Origin of the sequence: Nocardiopsis sp. L17-MgMaSL7 (assembly GCF_003182025.1) — a bacterium.
Classification (GTDB): Bacteria; Actinomycetota; Actinomycetes; order Streptosporangiales; family Streptosporangiaceae; genus Nocardiopsis; species Nocardiopsis prasina.
Genome location: NZ_QGTF01000005.1, coordinates 275,455 through 301,655, shown reverse-complemented (window position 1 = coordinate 301,655; position 26,201 = coordinate 275,455). Strand labels below are relative to the sequence as shown.

Below are 26,201 nucleotides of genomic sequence, written 5' to 3'. Positions count from 1 at the left end.
CCGGCACGGGGGCTGGCGCGCCACGCGCGCACCCGGTGCCGCGGACCTGATCACGAGCGCCCCTCCGGGGCGCGGGCAGGGACCCGAGACGGGTCCCTGCCCTTTGTGGCTCGCGAATCTCTTCACGGATAGTTCATGCGATGCGACAGTTGGTGACGAAACCCCGTAAGCTGTGCGACAACACCACCGGATACGGACAGAGCCCTATCCGGGATAACGGTCATCAGTCACGAGGACACCGATGAAGGACCCCATCAGTACCCGGGACATCGGCCCCCGGGTCGGGACGCCGCTGTGGCTCTACATGGCGGCCGCCACCGCCGCGGGCGCGGCGCTGCTCGCTGTGTCCAGCGTCGAACTGGGCCTCGACCAGCTGACCAACCTGGCCAGGGAACCGCTGGTCTGGGTCCTGCTGTGCATGGTGATCCTCGGTGAGCTCAGACCCATCGCCATGCCCGGCCAGGCGCCGGGCAGCGGTGCGCCCACCTCACTGCCCTTCACCTTCGCGCTGGTCATCTTCTACGGTCTGCCGGTCGCGGCTCTCATCCAGTGCGTCGCCACCGTCGTCGCCGGTGTGGCCCGGGGCCACGCGCCCCACCGCACCGCCTTCAACGGCGCCCAGTACGTCCTCTCCCTCGGCGTGGCCGACGCCGTCCTGCGCCTGACACTCCCCGGGATCGTCACCTCCCCGTGGGTCCCGGCCGGGGGAGAACTGGTCGGGGTCGCCCTCGCAGGCGCCGCCTCGTTCCTGGTCAACCGGGTCCTGGTGCTCTGCGCGGTGGCCATGCACGAACGCGTGCCGCTGCGCCAGGTGATGTTCAAGGGCCTGGGCCAGCAGGTGTACGTGAACGCGGTCCTGTTGAGCCTGTCGCCGCTCATCGTCATCGCGATGACCCACTCGGTGCTCTACGTGCCACTGTTCGCCTTCCCCCTCGGGGCCCTCTACTCGAGCGCCCTGCTGTTGGTGAAGCGCGACCACCAGGCCAACCACGACGAACTCACCGGGCTCGCCAACCGCAAGCTCCTCACCGTCCGCGCCCGTCGCGAGGTCGACCAGGCCCGCCAGCGCGGCAACCGCGTCGGTCTGCTCCTGCTCGACCTGGACCGGTTCAAGGAGGTCAACGACACCCTCGGCCACCCGACCGGCGACCGCCTCCTCCAGACCCTCGCCCGACGGCTCATCCACAGCGTGCGCCCGAGCGACCTCGTGGCCCGCCTTGGCGGCGACGAGTTCGCCATCCTCCTCCCTCAGGTCCGCGACGCCGCCGCCGCGCGTGAGGTGGCGCTGCGCCTCAAGGGCGCCCTGGCCGAACCCGTACGGCTGGACGGCATGGACTTCGACCTCCAGGTCAGCACCGGTATCGCCCTGTACCCGGACGACGCCCCCGACTTCGAGCTCCTCATGCAGCGCGCCGACGTCGCCATGTACGTGGCCAAGGCCGACCGCACCGGCGTGGAGAGCTACGACCCCGGCAAGGACCGCAACTCCACCGCCCGGCTGAGCATGTACAGCGAGCTGCGCCGAGGGCTGGCGGAGGGCGCGCTGGAGATGTACTACCAGCCCAAGGTGGACCTGGCCGACGAGCGGCCCGTGGGCCTGGAGGCGCTGGCCCGCTGGCGGCACCCGGTCCGCGGCCTGCTCACCCCGGACGAGTTCATGCCGGTGGTCGAGCACTCCAACCTGTTCCGGGCCTTCACCGGGCAGGTCCTCGACATCACCCTGGCGCGGGCGGCCCTGTGGCGGAAGCAGGGCCAGACCCTTCCGGTGGCGATCAACCTGGGCGTGCGCGAACTCCTGGACCCGGACCTGCCCGAGACCGTCGCCGCCGCCCTGCGCGAACACGGTGTCCCGCCGAACCAGTTGGTCCTGGAGATCAGCGAGCGCACCCTCATCGAGGACCCCGACGCCGCCACGGCGGCCGTCGGACGCCTGCGCGCCCTTGGCGTGGGGCTGACGCTGGACGACTTCGGCACCGGCCACTTCACCCTCGCCCAGCTGGCCGGTCTGCCGCTGGACGAGGTGAAGATCCACGAGTCCTTCACCGCCCGCCTGGTGGACGGAACGGCCAACGGTCACACGGTGGTGCGCGGGGCGATCGCCCTGGTCCGCGCCCTGGGCATGCGGGCCGTAGCCGAGGGGGTGCAGTCGCGCGAACTGGCCGAGGCCGCGCTGGACACCGGCTGCCAGTCCGCGCAGGGCCACTACTTCGCCCGGCCGATGATCGCGCGTGACGTGATGACCTGGGTGGCCGCCCACGACACCGGCACCCCCGTCTGACGCCCGGAGTCCGGCACCCGAACCGTGTCATGGGCCTCAGGTGACGGAGAGCGGCACCGGGACCGGCGGCGGGACAATAGGATTGTCCTGATCACCCGTCCGCCGAAGAAACGGTTCTCACCTGATGACCGCCATCACCCGTGATGAGGTCGCGCACCTCGCCCGGTTGTCGCGGCTGGCGCTCGACGAGAGCGAGCTCGACACGCTCGCCGCCCAGCTCGGTGACATCCTCACCGCCGTGGCCAAGGTGCAGGAGGTCGCCCAGGGCGACATCCCGCCGAGCTCGCACGCCCTGCCGCTGACCAACGTCTACCGCCCCGACGAGGCCCGGACCGGCCTCACCCCCGAGCAGGCCCTGGCCGGCGCCCCCGCGGTGGAGAACCAGCGCTTCCGGGTGCCGCGCATCCTTGGGGAGGAAGAGTAGATGAGCGACGTCATCGGGCTCAGCGCCGCCGACCTCGGCGCGGCCATCAAGGCGGGTGAGGTCTCCGCCGAGGAGGCCACCACCGCCTACCTCGACCGCATCGAGTCGGTCGACGGCGACATCAACGCCTTCCTGCACGTGCGCCGGGAGACCGCGCTCACCCAGGCCCGCGACGTGGACGCCAGGCGCTCCGCCGGAGCGGACCTCGGCCCCCTCGCGGGCGTGCCGGTCGCGCACAAGGACGTGTTCACCACCAAGGACATGCCCACCACGGCCGCGTCGAAGATCCTGGAGGGCTGGCAGCCCCCCTACGACGCCACCGTCACCGAGCGCCTGCGCGAGGCCGGTCTGGTCATCCTCGGCAAGACCAACATGGACGAGTTCGCCATGGGCTCCTCCACCGAGAACTCGGCCTACCAGATCACCCGCAACCCCTGGGACACCGACCGCATCCCCGGTGGTTCCTCGGGTGGTTCGTCCGCCGCGGTGGCCGCCTTCGAGGCGCCCCTGGCCACCGGCACCGACACCGGCGGCTCCATCCGCCAGCCCGCGGCCGTGTGCGGCCTGGTCGGCGGCAAGCCCACCTACGGCGGCTCCTCCCGGTACGGGATGATCGCCTTCGCCTCGTCCCTGGACACCCCGGGCCCGTTCGCGCGCAACGTGCTGGACGCCGCCCTGCTCCAGGAGGCCTTCTCCGGCCACGACCCGCGCGACTCCACCTCGATCGACGCCCCCGTGCCGCCGGTGGTCGACGCCGCCAGGATCGGTGACGTCGAGGGCCTGCGCGTCGGCGTGGTCAAGGAACTGGACAACGACGGCTTCCAGCCCGGCGTGCGCCAGCGCTTCCGCGAGACCGTGGAACTGCTGGAGTCCCTGGGCGCCAAGGTCGTCGAGGTCTCCTGCCCGAGCTTCGACGCCGCCCTGTCGGCCTACTACCTCATCGCGCCCAGCGAGGCCTCCTCGAACCTGGCCCGCTTCGACGCCATGCGGTACGGCCTGCGGGTGGGCGACGACGGCACGCGCAGTGCCGAGGAGGTCATGTCGCTGACCCGCGCCCAGGGCTTCGGCCCGGAGGTCAAGCGCCGGATCATGCTGGGCACCTACGCCCTTTCGAGCGGCTACTACGACGCCTACTACGGCAGCGCCCAGCAGGTGCGCACGCTGATCAAGCGCGACTTCGACGCCGCCTTCGAGAACGTGGACGTGCTGGTCTCGCCGACCACCCCGACCACCGCGTTCCCGATCGGTGAGCGCGCCGAGGACCCCATGGCCATGTACCTGGCCGACCTGTGCACGATCCCGTCCAACCTGGCCGGGAACGCGTCGCTGTCGGTGCCGTGCGGCCTGGCCCCGGAGGACGACCTCCCGGTCGGCTTCCAGATCATGGCCCCGCCGCTGGCCGACGACCGCACCTACCGGGTCGCGGCCGCCGTCGAGCGCGCCCTGAACGAGCGGGACGGCGCGCTGATCGCGCGCAGCCCCTACGCGGTCTCCTAGAGACCGCACGACGCCCTCCGTTCCCCAGTGGGGAGCGGAGGGCGTTCGCGTTCGCTGGCTAACCGATCAGTTTCGTGATCTCCTCATGCAGGCCCTCGGGGACGTCGACGCCCCACCGCTCCCCGGCCTCCCGGGCCAGCTCACGACTCCAGGCCCAGCTGCTCGCCAGCGCCCGGTGGACCTCCGCCGGGGCGGCCGTACCGGTTGTCGCGGTGTGGCGCGCCACGTCCGGGGCGGGCAGGTCCGCCTCCAGGGCCCGGCTCGGGGTGAGCCAGTGCGCGGTGGAGCCGCGCAGCAGCCGCACCAGCTTGAGCTGGGGCGGGGAGACCATCGTGGCCAGCGCCGCGTGGGCGCGGGCGGTCTCGCCGCGGGCCAGCACGTGGGCGGCCATGAGCGTCCAGTTGGCCAGCTCGCCCATGAGCTGTTCGGCGGTCGGGGCCGGGTCCGGCGGGACGAACCCGGCCAGCGGGCGCACGGCCTCGGCGAGTCGGCCGGTACGGTCCACCAGCACTGCGGCACCGGTGTCGGGCAGGTGGATCATGCCCTTCCAGGTACTGATCTCCGCGATGGCGGGCCCGGCGGGCTCGAAGTGGAACTCGCCGCGCATGAGGTCGTCGAAGACCACCGCGAGGATGCCGAAGAGGTTGGTGTAGGCCAGCCGGAGCGGGCCGAGGCGGGACACGAACTCCCGGCCGTCGAGGTCCCCGGCGTGCTCGTCGGCGACGTACACGTAGGCGTCCAGGTCGGAGAGGGCGTCGGCCTCTCCCGTGCTCCAGGACCCGTAGAGCAGGACCGCCTCCACGCGGGGGTCGGCCTCGGCGACCTCGCGCAGGCGCTCGACGCGCCGTTCCAGGGCGGTGGGCGGGGTTCGGTGGTGGTTGTGCACGGATACTCCGTCGTCTCGGGGTGTTCCGGGCAGCACGAAGGCACCGCCCGGGAGGGAACCGTTCGGGCGGCGGGCCCTGGTGGGGTACTCCGCCGTCCCTAGGAGGGACGGCGCTCGGTCACCGCGATCGCGCACATGGAGGGCATTCTAGTGCCAGCGGCTGGTGGGCTACTCACCGGTCCCGGCGGCGGCCCTGCGGCGTCGGACGAGGAGGAGAAGGGCGCCGCCACCGGCGACGGTGACCAGCGCCGCGACGACCAGGGCGACCACGGCACCGCCCGTGACGGCCAGTCCGCCGCTCTCGGACACGGAGGCCCGGTCCGCGACCGGGGAGGGAGTGGGCTCCTCGGTCGGCTCCACGACGGGCGGGGTGCCGCCCGCCGCGTCCCAGGCCACCGTGGCGACCTCGGACACGACGATCTCGCTGTCCTGGGCCGTGATGAGCGTCTGCGTGGGCTCGTCGGGGTCCTCGCCCTTGAACAGGCGGCCGATCTCCACGGCGGCCGTGGTCTCCAACACGAGGGTGGCCTCACCCGCGTCGGCGTCGGCCGGGACGGAGAAGGCGACGGTGTCGCCGCTGCTCACCTCGTCGACGCCCCGGCCGCTCCCGATGTCCACCAGCTCCACGCCGTCGGGCGCCTCCAGCCGCACGGGGATACTCTCGGCGCTGGTCTCGACGGTGAACGCGCCGATCTCCTCACCGGCCAGGCCGGACCCCTGCCCCGGGGTGACGGTGAGCGCGGAGGCGGGTTCGTTGGCCAGTTTTCCGGCGTCGCGGACGAGGTGGTCGTACAGGTGGGTGACGTTGCCCGCGTTGACGTTGTCGTCGAGTTCGGGGCTCTGCTCCACCCGCTCCAGGTGCAGGCCGTTGCTGTAGTGCCAGATGGCGGCCTGGGTGGCGGTGAGCGCCTCGGACTCGGTCAGGCGCGCCATCCCGGCGCGCTCCTCCAGCTCCCCGACCCCGACCACCGGGTAGGAGTTGCGCAGGATCCAGTTCACCTTGCCGGGCTCGGCGAAGTCGCCCTGCCCCGGGTAGTTCTCCCACTGGTCCTCGCGGTACAGGGCCTCCTCGACCAGCCCGGTGCGGAAGTCGATGCAGTACGTGGTGAGCCTCTGGTCGCTGTCGTCCAGGTGCACGTTGAAGGTGGCCGTCGTGGTGAAGGGCTCGCCCCGCATGGTGACCGAGTGGCCGTGTTCGGCGACGCCGGTGTACTGGCCGCGCACGGACCCCTGGTAGGGCGCGGGATCGGCCGCGGACGGGGCCGCGAGCCCGAACACGAGTAGGGCCGTGGTCGCGGCGGCGAGGGCCGAACGCCCTGAGGGGGAGCGGAGGGACACGTGCGTCACTTCTCTTCCTGAGGTGTTCCGCCCGGGGCGACGGGAAACAGTGCGATTCAGGTGGTGAAGGAGGGCATTGGGGGGTGGTGCGTCCGTCCGCCGAGGTTTTCACGGTGCCACGGACCGCACAACGGAGTCCTTTGTATCTGGCCGACATCAGCCATGTGCGGGATCGCATGTAAACCATTCGGCGTAATGCGCGTGGTGGGGTCGGAAAAAGGACTTCCGTTTTGTTCACGCATGACAAAGGGCCCGCCCCGCGAGTGAATCGCGAGACGGGCCCCTGTACGGGTGGTGCGGCTACCTAGGCGTCCGTGCCGGCGGCGCTGCCGCTGCGGCGCTTACGGGCCAGGTAGAGGGCGCCGCCACCGGCACCCAGGGCGGCCACACCGGCGGCCACGAGGCCGAGCAGCGCGCCACCGGTGACGGGGAGGCTGGGCTCGTCGTCCTTGCCCGGGGCGGGCTTGTCGTCCTCGGAGGGAGCGTCGGTCGGGGTGGGCTTGGGCTCCGGCTCGTCGGTCGGCTCCGGGCTCGGGTTCTCCGAGGGCTCCTCGGACGGCTCCGGCTCCGGCGTCGGGGTGGGCTGGTCGGCCTCGGCCCACTCCGCGGAGGCGGCGGCGTTGACGGTGACGTCGCTGTCCTCGGCGGTGATCAGGGTCTGGGTCGCCTTGTCGGGGTTCTCGCCCTTGAACAGACGGCCCTGCTTGATGGTGGCGTTGGCCTGAAGGCTGAAGGACGCCTCGCCCGCGTCGGCGTCGGCGGGGACGGAGAACCCGACCTTGTCGCCGTTCTCGACGGTGGTGACGGCCTCGCCGGACTCCAGGTCCACCAGCTGGACGCCCTCGGGGGCGGTCAGGTCGACGGGGACGGTGGCCGCGTTGGTCGAGATCTCGAACTCGCCGACGGTCTCACCGGCCTTGCCGGCGGCGCTGTTCGGGTTCACGCTCAGGGTCGGCGCGGGCTCCTGGGGGAGCTCCTCGGCGTTGGCGACCAGGTAGTCGTAGATCCCCTTGACGTTGCCCTGGCCACGGGTGAGGGAGGCGCCGTTGCTGTAGTGCCAGATGGCGGCCTGGGTGGCGGCCAGCGCCTCCTTCTCGGTGACGCGGGCGGCGTTGGCGCCATCGGCGGCCTCGGCCAGGTCCTCGGCACTGACCGTCGGGTAGCCGTTCTGGAGGATCCAGTGGACCTTGCCGGGCTCGGCGAAGGACCCCTTGCCCGGGTAGTTCGCCCAGCTGTCCTCCTGGTACCAGGCGCTCGAGCGGATGCCCGTCTCGATGTCGATGCAGTAGGTGATCAGCTCGCTGCCGTCCTCAAGGCGGAGCTTGAAGAGGTTGGTGCCGATCGTGCCGGCGCTCATGGTGACGGTCTCGCCGGACTGGTGGTTGCCCACGTACTGGGCGCGCACCGAGCCCTCGTAGGTCTCCACGGGCTCCGCGGCGGCCGGGGCGGCCAGGCCGAAGGTCAGCAGCGCCGCGGCCGAGACCGTGAGACCCGCGCGACCGGTGCTCCGGAGGTTGGGGGAGTGCTTCACGTCGTGTCCTGTCATGAGGTGCCGCGCCACACGGGCCCTGGGGCGTGCGGCGGCGGGAGGAGGAAGAGGGGCGCGTCCGGGAGGGGCCGGCGCGGCTTCGGGCTTCGAGAGAGCCCGGAGGCACACGAGAAGAGGTTTGTGCCTGTCCGATATTAGCGATCTGTCGGGGTACCTCCAAGCCGAACCGGAGGGAATTCTTGGCGCCCCCGCCCTGAACTGCGGCTTCTCCGTAAAAGACGGAGGGCCCGCCCCCGTGATCTCTCACGCGGACGGGCCCTCGTGCGGTTCGCTCCCCGGCCGTGCCGTGTCCGGTGTCCGGATCCACGGTGCGGCCGGGGTCACCGGCTCAGGGGGCGACCCCTCAGGCGTCGGTGTCCTCACCGTTGGCCGCCTTGCGCTTGCGGCTCAGGTACAGGGCGGCGCCACCGGCGCCCAGGGCGGCCACACCGGCCGCGACCAGACCAGTGAGCGCGCCACCGGTCACCGGGAGGCTCGGGCTGTCGTCCTCCCTGGGCGGGGTCGGCTTCTCCTCGGCCGGCTCGCTGGGCTTCTCAGCGGGCTCAGAGGGGGACTCGCTGGGCGAGGGGGTCTCGCTCGGCTCGTCGGTCGGCGGGACCGGGGTCTCGCCCTTGGCCCAGGTCGCCGAGGCCGAGGCCGTGGCGTTGGTGGGCTCACCGTCGACGGTGATCAGCGTCTGGGTGGGCTTCTTCGGGTCCTTGCCCTGGAAGAGGCGCCCGGTCTCGACGGTCGAGGTGGCCTCCAGGCTGAAGGACGCCTCACCCGCCTCGGCGTCCTCGGGGACCGCGAAGCCCACCTTGTCGCCGTTCTCGACGGTGGTGACGGCCTCACCGGACTCCACGTCGACCAGCTGGACGCCCTCGGGGGCGGTCAGGTCGACGGGGATCTCGGTGGCGTTGGTCTCGATGACGAACTCGCCGACGGTCTCACCGGCCTTGCCCTCGGCGGAGGACGGGGTGACGCTCAGCGCGGCGCCGGGCTCGCGCTCGGTCTCCTCGGCGTTCTCGACGAGGTACGCGTAGACCTTCTCGACGGCCTCGCTGTTGCCCTCGCTGAGGTCCATGTCGTTGCTGAAGTGCCAGATGGCGGCCTGGGTGCCCGCGAGGGCGTCGCCGTTGCTCAGGCCCTCGACGCCGGCCGCCTCACCGAGCGCGGCGGCGTCGGTGCGCGGGTAGGAGTTCTGGAGGATCCACAGGACCTTGCCGGGCTGGGCGAAGGAGCCCTCGCCCGGGTAGTTGGCCCAGTCGTCCTCCTTGTACTCGGCGCCGCCGACGATGTTGGTGCGGAAGTCGATGCAGTACGTCGTGAGGACGCTGCCGTCGGTCAGCTCCAGGTTGAAGAGGCTGGGCCGGACCTCCTCGCCGTCCATGTGGACGTTCGGGCCGTTCTCGGCGTTGCCGGTGTACCGGCCTTCGAGGGAACCCTCGTAGGTCTCCACCTCGTCGGCGGCCGCGGGGGCGGCCAGACCGAGGGCTAGGAACGCCGCGGCGCTGGCGGCGAGACCAGCGCGTCCGGCGGTGCGGGGGAGGGAGAAGTTACTCAAGTTGTGTCCCGGTGTCTTCTAGGGGTAACCGGATGGAATCCGCCCAGGTCGATGGGGAGCCGTGTGCGGAGGGCGCGGTCGCCACGGATGGCACCCTCGATAGTGAGGGAGGGCCGCTGAGGTGCGCCCGGCGGGCGTCGCACCATGTCGGGGGCAGGGGCGCGGTGGCCGTTCGGGCCGGGCACGGTCTTTCCGGTTGGGGCTCGCTGACGCGGGAACGGGCCGCGTGCGCCGTGGGAAAGCCGACCGCCCGCTTGATACTAGCGATCGGATTCACCACTTCCAACCCGCTCCGGAGAAAATGTGACTCATAACGGGTCGCAAAAAACTCCCGCAGGGAGAAGTCGCATTATGTTCTGGTGTTATGGAACGTGAGTTCGGAGAAGAGTGAGTTCCCCGGTTCTCAGTCCCGTCGCTTTCTGCCCAGAACCAGGATGAGCAGGCCGGACACGACCAGCGCCCCGGCGATCACCAGCAGGCCGGACAGCCACGTGCCGGTGAGGGCCAGGCCGCTCTCGGTGTTCCGGTCCTGCGCCTCCGGGGTCGGTGTGTCCTCCACCACGGGCTCGGGCGAGGGCAGCTCACGGACCTCCGGGGCCTCGGGCCCGGCCGTCTCGGGCTCGGGCTCCTCGGTGGTCTCGCCCCTCGGCTCCTCGCCGCGCCAGGTGAACGTCGCGCTGGTCGAACTCGTCGCCGAACCCGGCTCGGCGGTGATCAGCGGCTGCGTCCGCACCCCCTCGCGGCCGGTGAACAGCCGCCCCTCCTCCAGGGGCACATCGCTGCCGCGGAGATGGAGGGTGACCACCCCGGCCGGGACGGACGGGTCGACGTCGAGGTAGACCTCGTCTCCGTCGTGGGCCTGTGAGATCTCCTCCCCCTCCGCGTCGACCAGCCACGACGCCGGGGCGCCGCGCAGCGAGAGCCGCACCGGCCCCTCGCCCGCGCTGGAGACCGTCAGGGGGCCCAGCGGTTCCTCCGGGGCGACCGCCTCGGTCTGGGCCGGGGAGACCTCCACGGAAGGGGAGGTGGTCCCGCTTTCGGCGTCCGCGCTGCCCTCCACCAGGTACGCGTAGAGGGTCATGACGTCGGGGTGGTTGGTGTCCGGGTCCAGCTCCACCCCGTCCAGCACGTTCCACAGGGCGGCCTGGGTCGCCGCGATCGCGTGCGTCTCCTCCAGGAACAGCACCCCGGAGGCGGCGCCCAGTACGGGCAGGGGCACGTTCGGGTAGGAGTTGGACACCACCCAGTTGGCCCGGTGCGCGGGGGCCGAATCCCCGGGGGTTACGGTCCACTCCGGACGGTCAGCCCACGCCGACTCCACGTAGGCGGTGCGCGGCCGCACCTCCTCGTCCACGACCAGCGCGTAGGCGCGTACGGAGTCCTCGTCTGCCACGCGCAGACTGAACAGCGCCGTGTCCACCTCGTCGCCGTCAGTGAGCACGACGGGCAGGCCCGCGACCGGATCTCGGTCAAGACGGGAGAAGTCGTCGGCCGCCGCGGGGGCGGTGGTCAGGGTGCCGATCAGCGCGGAGGCGGAAAGCAGCGCGGCGCACCGAAGCAGGATGCCGGACATGCGCGGGCGCTCCTGTTGTGACATGCGGAAGGGGTCGAACGCCCCTACCGGCGAAATCGTTTTCCTGGGCAGTAAAGACTAACCGTCCGGCACCCGTCACAGCGGGAGATCATCTCTACAGCGGCCCAATCGTGTGCTCGCCGTGACATCCGTCAGCGGCACCCCGCCCGGGGACGGGACCGCCGGACCTCTCAGCCTCGGTAGGCTGACCTGGAAGGTATGTCCTCTACTGAAACGGGTTTGCGGCGATGGCCCACGCGGTGACTCCCAGCTTTGAACAGGCGCTGAACACGTACGAACCCGTGCTCGGCCTGGAGACCCACATCGAGCTGGGTACCGCCTCGAAGATGTTCTGCCCCTGCCCCACCGCCTTCGGCGCCGAGCCCAACACCCAGGTGTGCCCGGTCTGCCTCGCGTTCCCCGGCTCCCTGCCGGTGGTCAACGAGAAGGCCGTCGAGGGCGCGATCCGGCTCGGACTGGCGCTCGACTGCTCCATCGCCCCCTGGGGCCGGTTCGCGCGGAAGAACTACTTCTACCCGGACATGCCGAAGAACTACCAGATCTCGCAGTACGACGAGCCGATCTGCGTGGACGGGCACCTCGACGTCACGGTCGACACCCCCGAGGGGCCGCGCGTGTTCCGCGTGGAGATCGAGCGCGTTCACATGGAGGAGGACACCGGCAAGTCCTCGCACGTCGGTGGTTCCACCGGCCGCATCCACGGCGCCAGCCACTCCAACGTCGACTACAACCGCGCCGGTATCCCGCTGCTGGAGATCGTCACCAAGCCGATCACCGGCACCGGTGAGCTCGCCCCGCTGGTCGCCCGCGCCTACGCCGCCGAACTGCGCGACCTGGTCCGCTCGCTCGGCATCTCCGACGTCCGCATGGAGGAGGGCTCCATGCGCTGCGACGTCAACGTCTCCATCAACGAGCGCGGCGCCGACAAGTGGGGCACCCGCAGCGAGACCAAGAACGTCAACTCCCTGCGTTCCGTCGAGCGGTCCGTCCGCTCGGAGATCGAGCGCCAGGCCGGTGTCCTCGACGCCGGGGAGCGGGTCGTGCAGGAGACCCGCCACTTCCAGGAGCACCTCGGCCGCAGCACCTCCGGCCGCTCCAAGGAGGAGGCACAGGACTACCGCTACTTCCCGGACCCCGACCTCGTCCCGGTCGCCCCGTCCGAGGAGTGGATCGAGGAGCTGCGCGCCACCCTGCCCGAGCTCCCCGCCGCCCAGCGCGCCCGGGTCACGTCCGAGTGGGACCTCTCCGACACCGAGCTGCGCGACCTGGTCAACGCCGACGCCATCGGCCTGGTCGAGGCGACCGTCACCGAGGGAGCGCCCTCGGCCGAGGCCCGCAAACTGTGGCTGAACGAGCTCTCCCGCCGCGCCACCGAGCAGGAGGTCGAGCTCTCCTCCCTGCCGATCACCCCGGCGCAGGTCGCCCGGGTCATCGCGCTCGTCGCCGAGGGCACGCTCACCAACAAGCTGGCACGCCAGGTCGTCGAGGGCGTCCTCGCGGGTGAGGGCGAGCCCGACGCCGTGGTGGAGGCCCGTGGCCTGAAGGTCGTCAGCGACGACGGCGCGCTGGGCGCGGCCGTCGACGAGGCCATCGCCAGCAACCCCGACGCCGCCGACAAGGTGCGCGGGGGCAAGGTGGCCGCGGCCGGCGCCCTGGTCGGCGCCGTCATGAAGGCCACCCGGGGCCAGGCCGACGCGGGCCGTGCGCGGGAGCTCATCCTGGAGAGGCTCTCCGGCCAGTAGGGGGCGGGCGGACCGCCCGTCGGCGCCGGGGTGTGAGGTAGGGCTCCTCCGTTCGGCCCGGGTGGGCGGAACCGCCGTCGGTCCCGGTTCGTTGCCCGGTGCGTGAGCGGCGTCGGGGGGACTCGGTCCCCTCGGCGCCGCCGTCGCTTCCGGGGAGGGGAGCACCGGGCGACACTCACTCTGGGTGATGGTTCTGTCGTCATCTCTCGTCCGCTCCTCAATCGCTGTGTGACCTTGGTTGCGTAGGGTGTCCACGCACGGGGGTGTGTCCGGCCCGTCCGGTCCATCCCGCCACCGTTCGTCCCGGTCCCGTGGGAACCCGGGCGGCAACCCGCGGTGCGGCACGGCGCCGCGTCCTGATGCGAGTGATCACGAGGTGGGTGCTCCATGTCCGAGGAGAGAGCGCGACGGCGGCCGGGGGCCGCCCGGGTCGCCGCGCACCCGCTGGGAGGCCGGTGATGGGAACGAGGGCACGCCGCCTGGGGCTGTTCGGGTTGGGCGCGCTTTTCCTGCTCTACCTCGCGGGGACAGTCATCCCTTCGGGAGAGGCCACGCTGACCGCGTCCCTGGGGCAGTGGCCCACCGCAGTGGTGGCCGGAGCCGCTGGTGGCTCCCTGCTCTACGCCTCGCGGCGCTGGGCCCGGACCGGTGCGGACCGGGAGGCCCACGTGGACGGGGCGGACGGTCCCGCCGCGCTGCGCTTCCTCGGGCTGGCCGCGCTCGCCTGGTGCGCGGGTGGTCTCACTCACGCCATCACCCGCTCCTTCAGCGGAGCGTCGGTCCTCTCGCTCACCCTGGGTGACCTCTTCGCGCTCGCCGCACTGCCACTCTTCGTGATCGGCTTCACGCGGTTCGCTCCCTGGCCCGGCGGCCTGCGCACGGCCGTGCGGCACATCACCGACAGCTACGTGTGCGCCGCCGCGGTCTTCTCCGTGGTGTGGATCCTGCTGTTCTCCCCGCTCTACGAGGAGCTGGGCGAGGGGGCCGGGTTCCTCGGGTTCGCGCTGGTCTACCCGGTCGCCGACATCGTGGTGCTGTGCCTGCTCATTCCCCTGGTGTTCATGTCGCCGCACAGCACCCGGCGCGCGGTGCTGGTGGCGATCGGCGCGCTGGTCGTCATCGCGGCCTCGGACATGGTCGGCGCGGTGACGCGCCTGACCGGCCCCCCGGTGGCGGGCGGCGTCGAGCAGCCGGTGCGCTTCCTCGGGTTCGCCCTGCTGGGCGCGCTGCCGTGGCTGGTGGAGCACCGTCCGGGCGCGGCTCCCCGGAGGATCACCGGCCGGGGGCTCTACCGCTTCGCGCCGGAGATCGCCGCCGTGGCTTCGGTGTTCGTGGCCACCGTCGTGCTCACTGTCGCGGCGCTGCGCCTGCCGGACGTCGCCCCCGTACTGCCGCTGGCGGCGGGGACGGCGGTGCTGGTCCTGCTGCTGCGGGTCGTGGGGATGCTGGAGGAGAACTCCACGCTCGCCCGCATGGTCCGCAACCGCGAGGGGCACTTCAACGAACTGGCGCGCAACAGCGGCGACGTCATCCTGGTCCTGGACCGGGACGGCGGTGTCCACTACATGAGCCCGGGCACGGCGGAGGCGTTCGGCTACCGGCTGGACGACGTCCTGGCCGCGCCGGTGACCACGCTCATCCACCCCGAGGACCTGGCGCGGACCAAGGCCGTCACGAGACTGTTCACCGAGCGGTCGAGCCAGGGGGTGCACCTGCGGCTGCGGGTGCGCGCCGCGGACGGCACCTGGCGGCACACGTCGTCGACGATCTCCCTGTACGAACAGCCGGGTGAGCCCGACCGCCTGCTGGTCACCACCAGCGACATCAGCGCCCAGGTCGCCCTCCAGGACGAGGTCGAGCACCTGACCTTCCACGACGGCGTCACGGGCCTGCCCAACCGCGCCTACCTGGAGGAGCGGGCCAGCGACGTCCTGGCACACCGGGCGATCAGTGACGACCCCTCCGGGGACGTCGCGGTCATCTTCCTGGACCTGGACGGGTTCACCGCGGTCAACGACTCCGCCGGGCACGTGCGCGGCGACCACATGCTGGGACAGGCGGCCCGGCGCCTGCGCGGAGAGCTGGGCGCCAACGCCACACTGGCCCGCTGGGGCGGGGACGAGTTCGCGGTCCTGGTGGAGGACGTGCCCAAGGCGCAGCGGGTGGTCGACCTCGCCGAGCGGCTGGGCCGGGTGATCGCCTCCGAGCCCTTCCAGGTGGCGGACCGGGACATCCTGCTGACCGCCAGCATCGGGGTGGCCTTCGCCGACGAGGCCACCGACAGCGGGGAGCTGCTGCGCAACGCCGACGTCGCGATGACCCGGGCCAAGGAGCGCGGGGCCGGGAACGTGGAGGTCTACGCCGCCCACATGCACGAGATGGTCGTGTCCCGGCTGGAGCTCCAGATCCGGTTGCGGCAGGCGCTGGCCAACGGCGAGTTCTTCCTGGAGTACCAGCCGGTCGTCGACCTGGGCACCTCGCAGGTGAACGCGGTGGAGGCGCTGGTGCGGTGGGACCGTGACGGTGAGGCGGTGGGCCCGGGCGAGTTCCTGGGCGCCGCCGAGGAGTCGGGTCTGATCGTGCCCCTCGGGGAGTGGATACTGCGAGAGGCCTGCGAGAAGGTCGCGGTGTGGCGGGTCTCCGACTGGGACATCGGCCTGTCCGTGAACCTGTCGGTGAAGCAGGTGCTGTCGCCGAGGTTCGTGGAGACGGTCGAGGGCGTGCTCGCCGAGACCGGTCTGCCCGCCGAGGTGCTGACCCTGGAGGTGGACGAGGAGGTCCTCCTCGACGACCGGGGCGACGCCGTGGCACGCCTGGGCGAACTCCGCGAGCTCGGGGTGCGCCTGGCCATCGACGACTACGGCATGGGCTACGCCTCGCTGGCGCACCTGCGCGAGCTGAGCGTGGACGCGATCAAGATCGACCCGTCCTTCATCGCGGACCTGGGTCGCGACGACACGGTCACCCTGCTCACCCACACGATCATCCAGCTCGGCCGCGACCTGGGCGTCCAGGTGGTCGCCGAGGGCATCGAGCGACCGGAGCAGCTGGAGCAGCTGCGGGTGATGGGCTGCGACCACGGTCAGGGCTTCCTGGTCGCCCGTCCGATGCCCGCGAGCGGTGTGGAGGCCCTGGTGGGCGGGGAGGCCGGGGCCAACCTGTAGCCGTCCGGAATCGGGTGGCCTGGGATGTTAAGTCCGGCTTACGAACGATGGTTCGAGCCCCTGTCGCGTGTTCTGCGTTACACGCGACAGGGGCTTTGGCCTTGTCCTCGCAGGTCAGAGGGGTGGGGTCGGTTCCCGTGCGGCCGTATTCTGACATTTTCGTCTCACATAATGAGACAAACTTCAGTTCTGGTTGACGCGCGACCGTTCCGTCGGCCAATGTTGTCAACGTGCAGAACAACTCCCTGATTCTCGTACTTGGTCGGCGCGCAGCCCACTGAGTTTCCTCTGCTGCGCGCCACCCTCGACCGCCACCCGGCGGTGGGGGTTTTTTTATTGCCGCACCAGGCCGAGAACCGGCAACCACCACCGCCAGAGCCGCAGCACCGCTCTGGACCCTCGCTGAAGGATCTTGAGATGACCGAGCAGATGACCGGCGCCCAATCGCTGATCAGGTCGCTGGAGCACGTCGGCGTTGACACTGTCTTCGGGATTCCCGGCGGCGCCATCCTCCCGGCCTACGACCCGCTCTACGACTCGGTGAAGGTGCGCCACATCCTGATGCGCCACGAGCAGGGCGCCGGGCACGCGGCCGAGGGCTACGCCTACGCCACCGGCCGACCCGGGGTGTGCATGGCCACCAGCGGGCCCGGGGCCACCAACCTCGTCACGCCGCTGGCCGACGCCCACATGGACTCGGTCCCGATGGTCGCCATCACCGGGCAGGTCGCCGCCCCGATGATCGGTACCGACGCCTTCCAGGAAGCCGACATCTGCGGCATCACGATGCCGATCACCAAGCACAACTTCCTGGTCAAGGACGTCCGCGACATTCCCCGCACCATCGCCGAGGCCTTCCACATCGCCTCCAGCGGCCGCCCCGGCCCGGTGCTCGTCGACATCTCCAAGGACGCCCTCCAGAACAGCGCCGACTTCGTCTGGCCCGAGCGCCTGGACCTGCCCGGCTACCGGCCGGTCACCAAGCCCCACGGCAAGCAGGTCCGCGAGGCCGCCCGGCTGATCGCCGACGCCAAGCGCCCGGTCCTCTACGTGGGCGGCGGCGTCCTGCGCGCCGGGGCCTCCGCCGAACTGCGGGTCCTCGCCGAACTCACCGGGGTCCCCGTCGTCACCACGCTGATGGCCCGGGGCGTCTTCCCCGACAGCCACCCGCTGTACGTGGGCATGCCCGGCATGCACGGCGACGTCACCGCCGTCGGCGCACTCCAGAAGGCCGACCTGATCGTCGCCCTCGGCGCCCGGTTCGACGACCGTGTCACCGGTCGCCTGGACAGCTTCGCGCCCGACGCGAAGATCGTCCACGCCGACATCGACCCGGCCGAGATCTCCAAGAACCGCCACGCGGACGTGCCCATCGTCGGCGACTGCCGCGAGGTCCTCGCCGACCTCGTCGTGGCCGTCCGCGCCGACCAGGAGAAGGGCCGCCAGGGCGACTACGAGGCCTGGTGGCACCGGCTCAAGCAGCTGCGCACCACCTACCCCAAGGGCTTCGACGCCCCCACCGACGGCAGCCTGTCACCCCAGGCGGTCATCCAGCGCCTGGGACAGGTCGTCGGCCCCGAGGCCACCTACGTGGCGGGCGTCGGACAGCACCAGATGTGGGCCGCGCAGTTCATCGACTACGAGCGCCCCGGCTCCTTCGTCAACTCCGGCGGCCTCGGCACCATGGGCTTCTCCGTCCCGGCCGCCCTGGGCGCGAAGGTCGGCGACCCCGACCGCGTGGTCTGGTCGGTGGACGGCGACGGCTGCTTCCAGATGACCAACCAGGAGCTGGCCACCTGCGCGATCGAGGGCATCCCGATCAAGGTCGCCGTGGTCAACAACGGCAACCTGGGCATGGTGCGCCAGTGGCAGACCCTCTACTACGAGGGCCGCTACTCCAACACCGACCTCCAGACCTCGCCGCTGGACGAGAAGGTCCGCATCCCGGACTTCGTCCGCCTGGCCGAGGCCTACGGCTGTGTGGGCCTGCGGTGCGAGCGACCCGAGGACATCGACGCGACCATCGAGAAGGCGATGTCGATCAACGACCGCCCCGTGGTCGTCGACTTCACCGTCAACCACGACGCCATGGTCTGGCCCATGGTCGGCCCCGGCGTCAGCAACGACAACATCCAGTACGCGCGCGACATGGCGCCCAACTGGGAACACCAGGACTAGGAGTAGGGCCGAACCACCATGAGCCGTCACACGCTTTCCGTTCTGGTCGAGGACACCCCGGGCATCCTGGCCCGGGCCTCCGCCCTCTTCTCCCGTCGTGGGTTCAACATCGACTCGCTCAGTGTGAGCACCACTGAGTACACCGGACTGTCCCGGATGACGATCGCGGTCAACTGCGACCTCCACCCTTTGGAGCAGGTGACCAAACAGCTCAACAAGCTGGTCAACGTCGTCAAGATCGTGGAGATGGACACCACCGCGTCGGTGCAGCGCGAGCTGCTCCTGGTCAAGGTCAAGGCCGACGCGTCGAGCCGCACCCATGTGCTTCAGACGGCCGAGCTGTTCCGCGCGCACGTCGTGGACGTCAGCCCGGACGTCGTCGTCATCGAGGCCACCGGCGACCCCGAGAAGCTCGATGCCCTGGTCAGGAACCTGGAACCCTTCGGGATCCGGGAACTCGTGAAGTCAGGGCTGGTCGCCCTGGGGCGGGGGCCCCGTTCGATCACCGACCGCTCCCTGAGGGCGGTCGACCGCAGCGCCTGAGCCGTCACCGGCGAATCGGCACCCGGCGGAGCTCGAACTGAAAGGCTGTCCGGACACGGCCGGACGGCTCACCCCGCCCCCAAAGAACGTGAGAAACAAGGAGCAACCCCAAGTGGCAGCACAGATGTACTACGACGACGCCGCCGACCTCGCGCTCATCCAGAGCAAGAAGGTCGCCGTGATCGGTTACGGCAGCCAGGGCCACGCGCACGCGCTGTCGCTGCGGGACTCGGGCGTGGACGTCCGGGTCGGTCTGGCCGAGGGCTCCAAGAGCCGCGCCAAGGCCGAGGAGGAGGGCCTGCGGGTCGTCAGCCCCGCGGAGGCCACCCGCGAGGCCGACGTGATCATGATCCTGGTCCCGGACCACATCCACCGTGACCTGTACGCCCAGGAGATCGAGCCCAACCTGGAGGCGGGCAACGCCCTCTTCTTCGGGCACGGCTTCAGCATCCGCTACGGCCTGATCAAGGCCCCCGAGGGCGTCGACGTCGCCATGGTCGCCCCCAAGGGCCCGGGCCACCTGGTCCGCCGCCAGTACGAGGCCGGGCGCGGCGTGCCCTGTCTGGTCGCGGTCGAGAAGGACGCCAGCGGGCAGGCCTGGGACCTGGCGCTGTCGTGGGCCAAGGGCATCGGCGGCACCAAGGCCGGTGTCATCCGGACCACCTTCACCGAGGAGACCGAGACCGACCTCTTCGGCGAGCAGGCCGTCCTGTGCGGTGGCACCGAGGAGCTGGTCAAGGCCGGTTTCGCCACCCTGGTCGAGGCGGGCTACCAGCCGGAGATCGCCTACTTCGAGTGCCTGCACGAGCTCAAGCTGATCGTCGACCTCATGTACGAGGGCGGCATCTCCAAGATGAACTGGTCCGTCTCGGACAACGCCGAGTACGGCGGCTACACCCGCGGCCCGCGCCTCGTCACCGAGCAGACCCGCGAGGAGATGCGCAAGATCCTGGGCGAGATCCAGGACGGCACGTACGCCAAGGAGCTCATGGACGAGTTCGACGCCGGTCAGCCGACCTTCGGCAAGCGCCGTGAGGCCGAGCAGAACGAGCAGATCGAGAAGGTGGGCGCCGAGCTGCGTCCGCTGATGAGCTGGCTCAAGGGGTAACAACGCCTCTCGTAACTCGAAATCCCCACCGGGGGCGGGGCGGTCGCTCCGCCCCCGGTGGCGTTCGCGGGGGAGGGTGACTCTTCTTTCGTCGGCGGTTCCGCCATCCGCCCGACGGGCTTCCCTACCCCGCTAGTAGACTTTGGACCGGCCGTCACACCCGACTCGGGCAGCGCCTCCACCTGCGCGATCGGGTCGCACCACCCGAAAAGGAACAGTTGTGACCAAACCCGTCGTACTCGTCGCGGAAAAGCTTTCGCCTGCCGGAATCGCGCTTCTTGAGGAAGACTTCGAAGTACGCCATGTGGACGGTGCCGACCGGTCCCTGCTGCTTCCCGCCCTGTCCGGTGTCGACGCCCTGATCGTGCGCAGCGCCACCCAGGTGGACGCCGAGGCCGTCGCCGCGGCCAACCGCCTCCAGGTCGTCGCCCGCGCCGGTGTCGGCCTGGACAACGTGGACGTGGACGCCGCCACCAAGGCCGGCGTCCTGGTGGTCAACGCCCCCACCTCCAACATCATCAGCGCCGCCGAGCAGGCCATCAACCTGCTGCTCGCCAGCGCCCGCAACACCGCCCCCGCCCACAACGCGCTCATCAACGGTGAGTGGAAGCGGTCCAAGTACACGGGTGTGGAGCTCTACGAGAAGGTCGTCGGCGTGGTCGGCCTCGGCCGGATCGGCGCCCTGGTCGCCCAGCGCCTGCTGGCCTTCGGTACCCGGGTCATCGCCTTCGACCCCTTCGTGCAGCCTGCCCGCGCCGCCCAGATCGGCGTGGAGATGGTGACCCTGGACGAGCTGCTGGAGCGCTCGGACTTCATCACCATCCACCTGCCCAAGAACAAGGACACGGTGGGCCTGATCGGCGACGAGGCGCTGAGCAAGGTCAAGCCCTCCGTGCGGGTCATCAACGCCGCGCGCGGCGGCATCCTCGACGAGGAGGCCCTGTACCGGGCGCTCAAGGACGGCCGCGTGGCCGGTGCGGGCATCGACGTGTTCGCCAAGGAGCCCACCACGGACAGCCCGCTGTTCGAGTTCGAGAACGTCGTGGTCGCCCCGCACCTGGGCGCGAGCACCGCCGAGGCGCAGGAGAAGGCGGGCACCCAGGTGGCCCGCTCGGTGAAGCTGGCCCTGTCCGGCGAGTTCGTTCCGGACGCGGTGAACGTGCAGGGCACCGGGGTCGCGGAGGAGATCAAGCCGGGTCTGCCGCTCACCGAGAAGCTCGGCCGGGTGTTCACCTCGCTGGCCGGGGCGCTCGCCGCGAGGATCGACGTCGAGGTGCGCGGCGAGATCGCCCAGCACGACGTCAAGGTCCTGGAGCTGGCCGCGCTCAAGGGCGTCTTCACCGACGTGGTCGAGGACACCGTGACCTTCGTGAACGCGCCGCTGCTCGCCAAGGAGCGCGGTGTCGAGGTCAACCTGATCACCAGTGACGACAGCACCGACTGGCGCAACCTGATCTCCGTGCGCGGTGTGCTGGCGGACGGCACCCGGGTGTCGGTCTCGGGCACGCTGACCGGTCCCCGCCAGTCCGAGAAGCTGGTGGAGATCAACAACTACACGATGGAGATCGGCCTCGACGAGCACATGGTGTTCCTCTCCTACGAGGACCGCCCGGGCATCGTCGGCAAGGTCGGCGCGCTGCTCGGCGACGCCGAGGTCAACATCGCTGGCATGCAGGTCATCCGGGACCAGGAGGGCGGCAAGGCGCTGATCGCCCTGACCGTGGACTCCGCCGTGCCGGACGAGATCCTGACGTCGATCGCGGGGGAGATCGACGCCGAGATCGCCCGCCAGATCGACCTGGAGGACTGACCGGAGCCGGTCGGCTCGGGGGCCGTTCCGCACGGATGTCGACATTCGATATCCGCGCGGAACGGCCCCTTCTTTTCGTGTCACATGAATTTCCTATTTATGCCGCTATGAGGATTGATTTTCTCCTTTGTAATGCGGTCCAAAGAGTGTGTCTGTGGTTGGCAAACATCGTGACACGCCCGCCAGCCTGGTTCTTCGTCTCCGTGGTGCGGATGTAAGCGTGGCCGAGGGTCGGCTGCGGGTGGTCATTCCTCGTCGGTCGGTTCTCGGGAAATCCGGTGTTCCGCGCGAATGGGGTCTGAATTGCGTTTTCTGCGGCGGCGTCTCGTTCTCATGTCCTTTCTTTCGGTGCTCGCGGTCTCCGCGGCACTCGGATCGCTGTTCTTCGTGGGGTTGGTCGACCTGTGGTCGGCCGTGCAGATCACGGTCCTGGCCGGGCTCACCGGCCTGGTCGCACTGCTCGTGGTCCAGACACGGCGGACCGCCGCCCAGATCCGCCACCTCCGTCGGGGCCTCGACCGACAGGTCCGCGAGGTGGCCGAGATCGCGGGCGAGAACCGTGCCGAGATGTTCGGCCGCGCAGACGACCTGACCGACCGCCTGGACTCGGTGGCCGAGTCCGTGTCCGAGCTGCGCACGGAGATGAGCGGTCGGCTGTCCGAGGTACAGGTGATCAAGACCGCCCCCGTGCACAGCCGGGCGGTGTCGTGAGGGAAGGGGCCCTGACCGAGGCCCTCCGGGGGCGCGGGCCGGGGCGCCTGGTGCTGTGCCACATCGGTGAGGGAACCGATCCGGGCCCCGCCCGGCCCGGGGACGGGCTGGAGGTCGTCGACCTCCGGAAGGCGGGCGGGCGTGAGTTCGACGAACCGGTCGAACGCGTCGTGGTCCTCGCGGCCACCACGGCGGACCTGCGTGCGGCGGTCCCGCTGAGCACGGGGCTGCCCTCGGCCGCCGACCTTCGGGTGGTGGTCGCCGCCTCGGCCCGGCACACCGGCCCGCCCCTCCCCACCCCACCGGGCCTGGGGCAGTGGGAGGGCCTGCTCCACTTCCAGGTGGGCCGCCTCCAGGGCCGGGGGTGGTCGTGCTCGTTCGCCTTCACCGATCCGGTCGACTCGGGGGTGGTCCTGCGGGCGGTCGCGCAGGCGATGGTGGGTGGGCGGCGAGGCCAGGCCCCGCCGCGAAGGGAGAGCCCGGACGTCGTTCCGGCCACGGGTCCCACCTGGGCCGTACTGGGCCGTCCCGGCGCGCTGTCGGCCCGCCCGACGATCCGGGAGCTGTCGGTGGACGACGTTCCGGTGGTGGACGAGCGGGTGGTGAACCCGATGGGTTTCACCCGGGGCTCCACCTCCCGTGTGGGCCGGTTGGTCTCGCGTGGCGGGCGTTGGGTGCTGGTCGCCGGGAACGGTGTGCGTTGGCGGGTGCCCGAGGACGGCTCCGTCTCGGACGTGGACGTGGCGGGTCTGCGTGACCTGCGCGCGGTGCGTGTCGAGTGGGGGCGGCACAGCGGCCCGTTGGCGGCGGTACGCGCGGTGGCCGGACTCGCTGCAGCGGGGATTCCGCTGGTGAGCGGCCCGGTGCCCGGATGGGCGCGGTGCCTGGGCGGGGAACTCTCGGACCTCCTCACCTCCGTGGAGGAACGGGTGATGGTGGACCCGCAGGCGCGTGAGGAGCACAGTGTCCGGTTGCGGCGGGCGGCGCTGCGGGCGCACGGGTCGTATGGTCGGGCTCGCCGCCTCGCTGAGTCGGGCGGTCCTGCGGTGCCGGCGGAGCCCTCGGTGTCGGTGGTGCTGTGCACGCGGCGACCGGAGATGGTGCGGTTCGCGCTGCGGCAGGTGGCCCGTCAGCGGGGCGTGGGCGTGGAGGTCGTGCTGGCCCTGCACGGGTTTGCGGTGGACGCTCCGGGGGTGGCGGAAGCGGTCGCGGAGTTCCGGCGGGGCGGCCGCTCGCTCGTGGTCTGGGAGGCGCCGGAGGACCTGGTCTTCGGTTCGGTGCTCAACGGTGCGATCGCGCGGGCCAGCGGAACCCTGGTGGCGAAGATGGACGACGACGACTGGTACGGGCCGGAGCACCTCTCGGACCTGCTGGAGGCGCGCCGCTACTCCGGGGCCGACCTCGTCGGGAGCATCGTCTCCTTCGTCTACCTGGAATCCCTCGACCGCACGGTACGTCTGGCCGGGAAGACCGACGCCCTGTGGCACAGGGCGGCCGGAGGCACCCTGATGACGGACCGCAGGACGCTGGAGGAGGCGGGCGGATTCGCCCGGGTGTCGACCGCCGAGGACACGCACCTGCTGGCGGCGATCGAGCGGATGGGCGCCCGTATCCACCGGGGGCACGGCTGCAACTACGTACTGCGGCGCAAGGCGGACGGCCACACCTGGGGCGTCGGCGCGGGCTACTTCCTGCGGCTGTGCGGCGAACAGCAGCTTCCGGGGTGGCGGCCCAGCGCCCTCCTGGAACCGGATCCGGAGGACCTGCCGACCACCGTCCTGGCCGGTACCTGGACGGATCTGGCCGAGTCGGAGGAGGAGCGGATCCGCTTCGCGGGGACGACCCGGTGATCGAGGCGCTGTTGACCCGTGCGCGACGGGCGCACGGCGCGCGGACGGTCCTGATCGCCCACACCGGCGCGGGCGCCGCCGGAACCGCCGCGACGCTGGCCGGGGAGACCGGGGGCCGGCTCGTCGACCTGGGACGGGGCGGGGGCGGAACGGGCGGACGGACGAAGCCCCCGGTCGACCTGCTCGTACTCGTCGCCGTGACCGCCGCGGACCTGCGCGCCGCCGTCCCGCGCGCCGAGCGGCTGCCCGCCGCGACCGGGTTCGGTATCGCGGTCCAGGGCACGGCGCCGCGCCAGTCCCCGCCGCTGCCCTCCCCGCCGGGGCTGGGGCAGTGGTCCGGTCTGCTGTACTCGCGGACACGACGACTGCCGGACCAGGGCTGGCTGTGGGAGTTCTCCTTCGCCGACCCGGTCGAGGCGGCACTGGTGCTGGAGGCCGTCGCCCGGGGACTGGCGGGCAATCGGCGCGGGCCCGGCTGGGCCACGCCGACCAGTGCGCGGAACCGGTCGGCGACCGATCCGTCCTGGCTTCACCTGGGCGGACGGGGGGCGGTGGCTCGGGCGGCCGAGGCCGCCCGTCTTTCGGTGGACGATGTTCCGGTGGTGGATGAGCGGGTGGTGAACCCGATGGGTTTCACTCGGGGGTCCACTCCGCGTGTGGGGCGGTTGGTCTCGCGTGGTGGGCGTTGGGTGCTGGTCGCCGGGAACGTGCGTTGGCGGGTTCCCGAGGACGGCGCTGTGTCGGACGTGGACGTGGCGGGTCTGCGTGACCTGCGCGCGGTGCGGGTGGAGTGGGGGCGGCACAGCGGCCCGTTGGCGGCGGTGCGGGCGGTGGCCGGACTGGCCGCGGCGGGCATCCCCCTCGTGGGTTCCCGCCCGCCGCTCTGGGCGCGCCCCCTGGGGAAGGAGCTGCACGACCTGCTCGCGCACTCGCCCGAGGAGGGGCTCGCCGACGAGCTCTTCCGTGAGGAGCACAGTGTCCGGTTGCGGCGGGCGGCGCTGCGGGCGCACGGTTCGTATGGTCGGGCCCGCCTTCTCGCTGAGTCGGGCGGTCCTGCGGTGCCGGCGGAACCCACGGTGTCGGTGGTGCTGTGCACACGGCGGCCCGAGATGGTGCGGTTCGCGCTGCGGCAGGTGGCCCGTCAGCGGGGAGTGGACGTGGAGGTCGTGCTCGCGCTGCACGGGTTCGCGGTGGACGTTCCGGGCGTCGCGGCCGCGATCGCGGAGTACCGGAGGGGCGGCCGATCCCTCCTGGTCTGGGAACCCCCGGGCGACCTGGTCTTCGGTTCGGTGCTCAACGGTGCGATCGCGCGGGCCAGCGGAACCCTGGTGGCGAAGATGGACGACGACGACTGGTACGGGCCGGATCACCTCTCCGACCTCGTGCTGGCCCGCTGCTACTCCGGTGCCGAACTGGTGGGATGCGCGGCCGAGTACCACCACCTGGAGCACCTCGGCCTGACCGTGCGGCGTCTGGTCCCGTCCGAAGTCTTCGGCCAGCACGTCACCGGCGCCTCGATCCTCACCGACCGCACCACCCTGGAGGAGGTGGGCGGCTTCCGACCCCTACGGGTCAACGAGGACGCCGGACTCCTCGACGACGTGCGGGACGCGGGCGGTTCCACCTACCGGACCCACGGCCTGGGATGCGTCATCCGGCGCCGGGGAACCGGCCACACCTGGCGTGAGACCTCCGGCTACTTCCTGCGCGAACCCCTGCGCCAGTGGCGCGGTTGGCGTCCCAGCGCACTGCTGGAGTCCAGCCCGGAGGACGCCCCGGCACCGACGACCGAGACGACGACACCCGACTCTCCGACAGCTGGGAGCGACCGATGACACTTGTCCAGGGCGGTCCGGCGGAGGCGCCGTCGACGCCCCGTCCGTTCATCCGCCGCAACGACTACTCGGTGCTGGAACCGCCGCCGCTGGGGGAGTGGGAGCCGGACCTGTCGGTGTGCGTGGTCGTCCCGGCGTACGGAGGGCAGGT

The 26,201-nt window shown here is 71.1% G+C and carries 17 protein-coding genes; 12 read left to right on the top strand and 5 right to left on the bottom strand.

Annotation, left to right across the window (positions count from 1 at the left end; all coding sequences use genetic code 11):
• The first annotated feature begins 241 nt into the window (after positions 1-241).
• From BDW27_RS11230 to gatA, 3 genes are all read left to right on the top strand, one after another.
• Entirely contained in the window at positions 242-2,278 is a 2,037-nt protein-coding gene (locus BDW27_RS11230) for a bifunctional diguanylate cyclase/phosphodiesterase (RefSeq protein WP_110049256.1), read from the top strand.
• Between the two features lie 124 nt (positions 2,279-2,402).
• The gene (gene gatC, locus BDW27_RS11225; RefSeq protein ID WP_017545799.1) at positions 2,403-2,702 is read left to right on the top strand and encodes an Asp-tRNA(Asn)/Glu-tRNA(Gln) amidotransferase subunit GatC; all 300 of its coding nucleotides are present in this window, start codon (positions 2,403-2,405) and stop codon (positions 2,700-2,702) included.
• Positions 2,703-4,199 (top strand): Asp-tRNA(Asn)/Glu-tRNA(Gln) amidotransferase subunit GatA, encoded by a 1,497-nt coding sequence (gene gatA, locus BDW27_RS11220; RefSeq protein ID WP_110049255.1) that lies wholly within the window; start codon positions 2,703-2,705, stop codon positions 4,197-4,199.
• Between the two features lie 58 nt (positions 4,200-4,257).
• Here the strand turns inward: gatA and BDW27_RS11215 are convergent, their stop codons facing one another.
• The 5 genes from BDW27_RS11215 to BDW27_RS11195 all read right to left on the bottom strand — a co-directional run bounded on the left by BDW27_RS11215 (position 4,258) and on the right by BDW27_RS11195 (position 11,088).
• A complete protein-coding gene (locus BDW27_RS11215; protein ID WP_110049254.1) occupies positions 4,258-5,085 on the bottom strand; it encodes an aminoglycoside 6-adenylyltransferase in 828 nt (275 codons plus the stop codon).
• A 168-nt stretch (positions 5,086-5,253) separates the two neighbouring features.
• A complete protein-coding gene (locus BDW27_RS11210) occupies positions 5,254-6,432 on the bottom strand; it encodes a thioester domain-containing protein (RefSeq protein WP_110049253.1) in 1,179 nt (392 codons plus the stop codon).
• A gap of 295 nt (positions 6,433-6,727) precedes the next feature.
• A complete protein-coding gene (locus BDW27_RS11205) occupies positions 6,728-7,954 on the bottom strand; it encodes a thioester domain-containing protein (RefSeq protein WP_233515728.1) in 1,227 nt (408 codons plus the stop codon).
• Between the two features lie 361 nt (positions 7,955-8,315).
• Positions 8,316-9,515, bottom strand: coding sequence for a thioester domain-containing protein (locus tag BDW27_RS11200; RefSeq protein ID WP_110049251.1), 1,200 nt, complete (start codon positions 9,513-9,515; stop codon positions 8,316-8,318).
• Positions 9,516-9,918: 403 nt separating this feature from the next.
• Positions 9,919-11,088, bottom strand: coding sequence for a thioester domain-containing protein (locus BDW27_RS11195; RefSeq protein WP_199560620.1), 1,170 nt, complete (start codon positions 11,086-11,088; stop codon positions 9,919-9,921).
• 248 nt (positions 11,089-11,336) lie between these two features.
• On the opposite strand from BDW27_RS11195, the gene gatB reads away from it, so the two are divergent.
• The 9 genes from gatB (at position 11,337) to BDW27_RS11150 (ending at position 26,050) form a co-directional block, all read left to right on the top strand.
• Entirely contained in the window at positions 11,337-12,851 is a 1,515-nt protein-coding gene (gatB, locus tag BDW27_RS11190; protein WP_110049249.1) for an Asp-tRNA(Asn)/Glu-tRNA(Gln) amidotransferase subunit GatB, read from the top strand.
• 458 nt (positions 12,852-13,309) lie between these two features.
• A complete protein-coding gene (locus tag BDW27_RS11185; RefSeq protein ID WP_110049248.1) occupies positions 13,310-16,015 on the top strand; it encodes a bifunctional diguanylate cyclase/phosphodiesterase in 2,706 nt (901 codons plus the stop codon).
• 402 nt (positions 16,016-16,417) lie between these two features.
• The gene (locus tag BDW27_RS11180; protein ID WP_255421481.1) at positions 16,418-18,193 is read left to right on the top strand and encodes an acetolactate synthase large subunit; all 1,776 of its coding nucleotides are present in this window, start codon (positions 16,418-16,420) and stop codon (positions 18,191-18,193) included.
• Positions 18,194-18,211: 18 nt separating this feature from the next.
• Positions 18,212-18,736 carry an acetolactate synthase small subunit gene (gene ilvN, locus BDW27_RS11175; RefSeq protein ID WP_017547239.1) on the top strand — a complete coding sequence of 175 codons (525 nt, stop codon included), beginning with the start codon at positions 18,212-18,214 and terminating at the stop codon, positions 18,734-18,736.
• 112 nt (positions 18,737-18,848) lie between these two features.
• The gene (gene ilvC / locus BDW27_RS11170) at positions 18,849-19,844 is read left to right on the top strand and encodes a ketol-acid reductoisomerase (RefSeq protein WP_199560618.1); all 996 of its coding nucleotides are present in this window, start codon (positions 18,849-18,851) and stop codon (positions 19,842-19,844) included.
• 220 nt (positions 19,845-20,064) lie between these two features.
• Positions 20,065-21,654, top strand: coding sequence for a phosphoglycerate dehydrogenase (serA, locus tag BDW27_RS11165; RefSeq protein WP_110049247.1), 1,590 nt, complete (start codon positions 20,065-20,067; stop codon positions 21,652-21,654).
• A gap of 333 nt (positions 21,655-21,987) precedes the next feature.
• On the top strand, positions 21,988-22,365 hold the full coding sequence (locus BDW27_RS11160; RefSeq protein WP_110049246.1) for a hypothetical protein: 378 nt from the start codon (positions 21,988-21,990) through the stop codon (positions 22,363-22,365).
• On the top strand, positions 22,362-24,215 hold the full coding sequence (locus BDW27_RS11155) for a glycosyltransferase (protein ID WP_110049245.1): 1,854 nt from the start codon (positions 22,362-22,364) through the stop codon (positions 24,213-24,215). Before BDW27_RS11160 ends, BDW27_RS11155 begins: the two co-directional genes overlap by 4 nt.
• Positions 24,212-26,050, top strand: coding sequence for a glycosyltransferase family 2 protein (locus tag BDW27_RS11150; protein WP_233515727.1), 1,839 nt, complete (start codon positions 24,212-24,214; stop codon positions 26,048-26,050). The genes BDW27_RS11155 and BDW27_RS11150 overlap by 4 nt, the downstream gene beginning before the upstream one ends.
• Positions 26,051-26,201 lie beyond the last annotated feature (151 nt).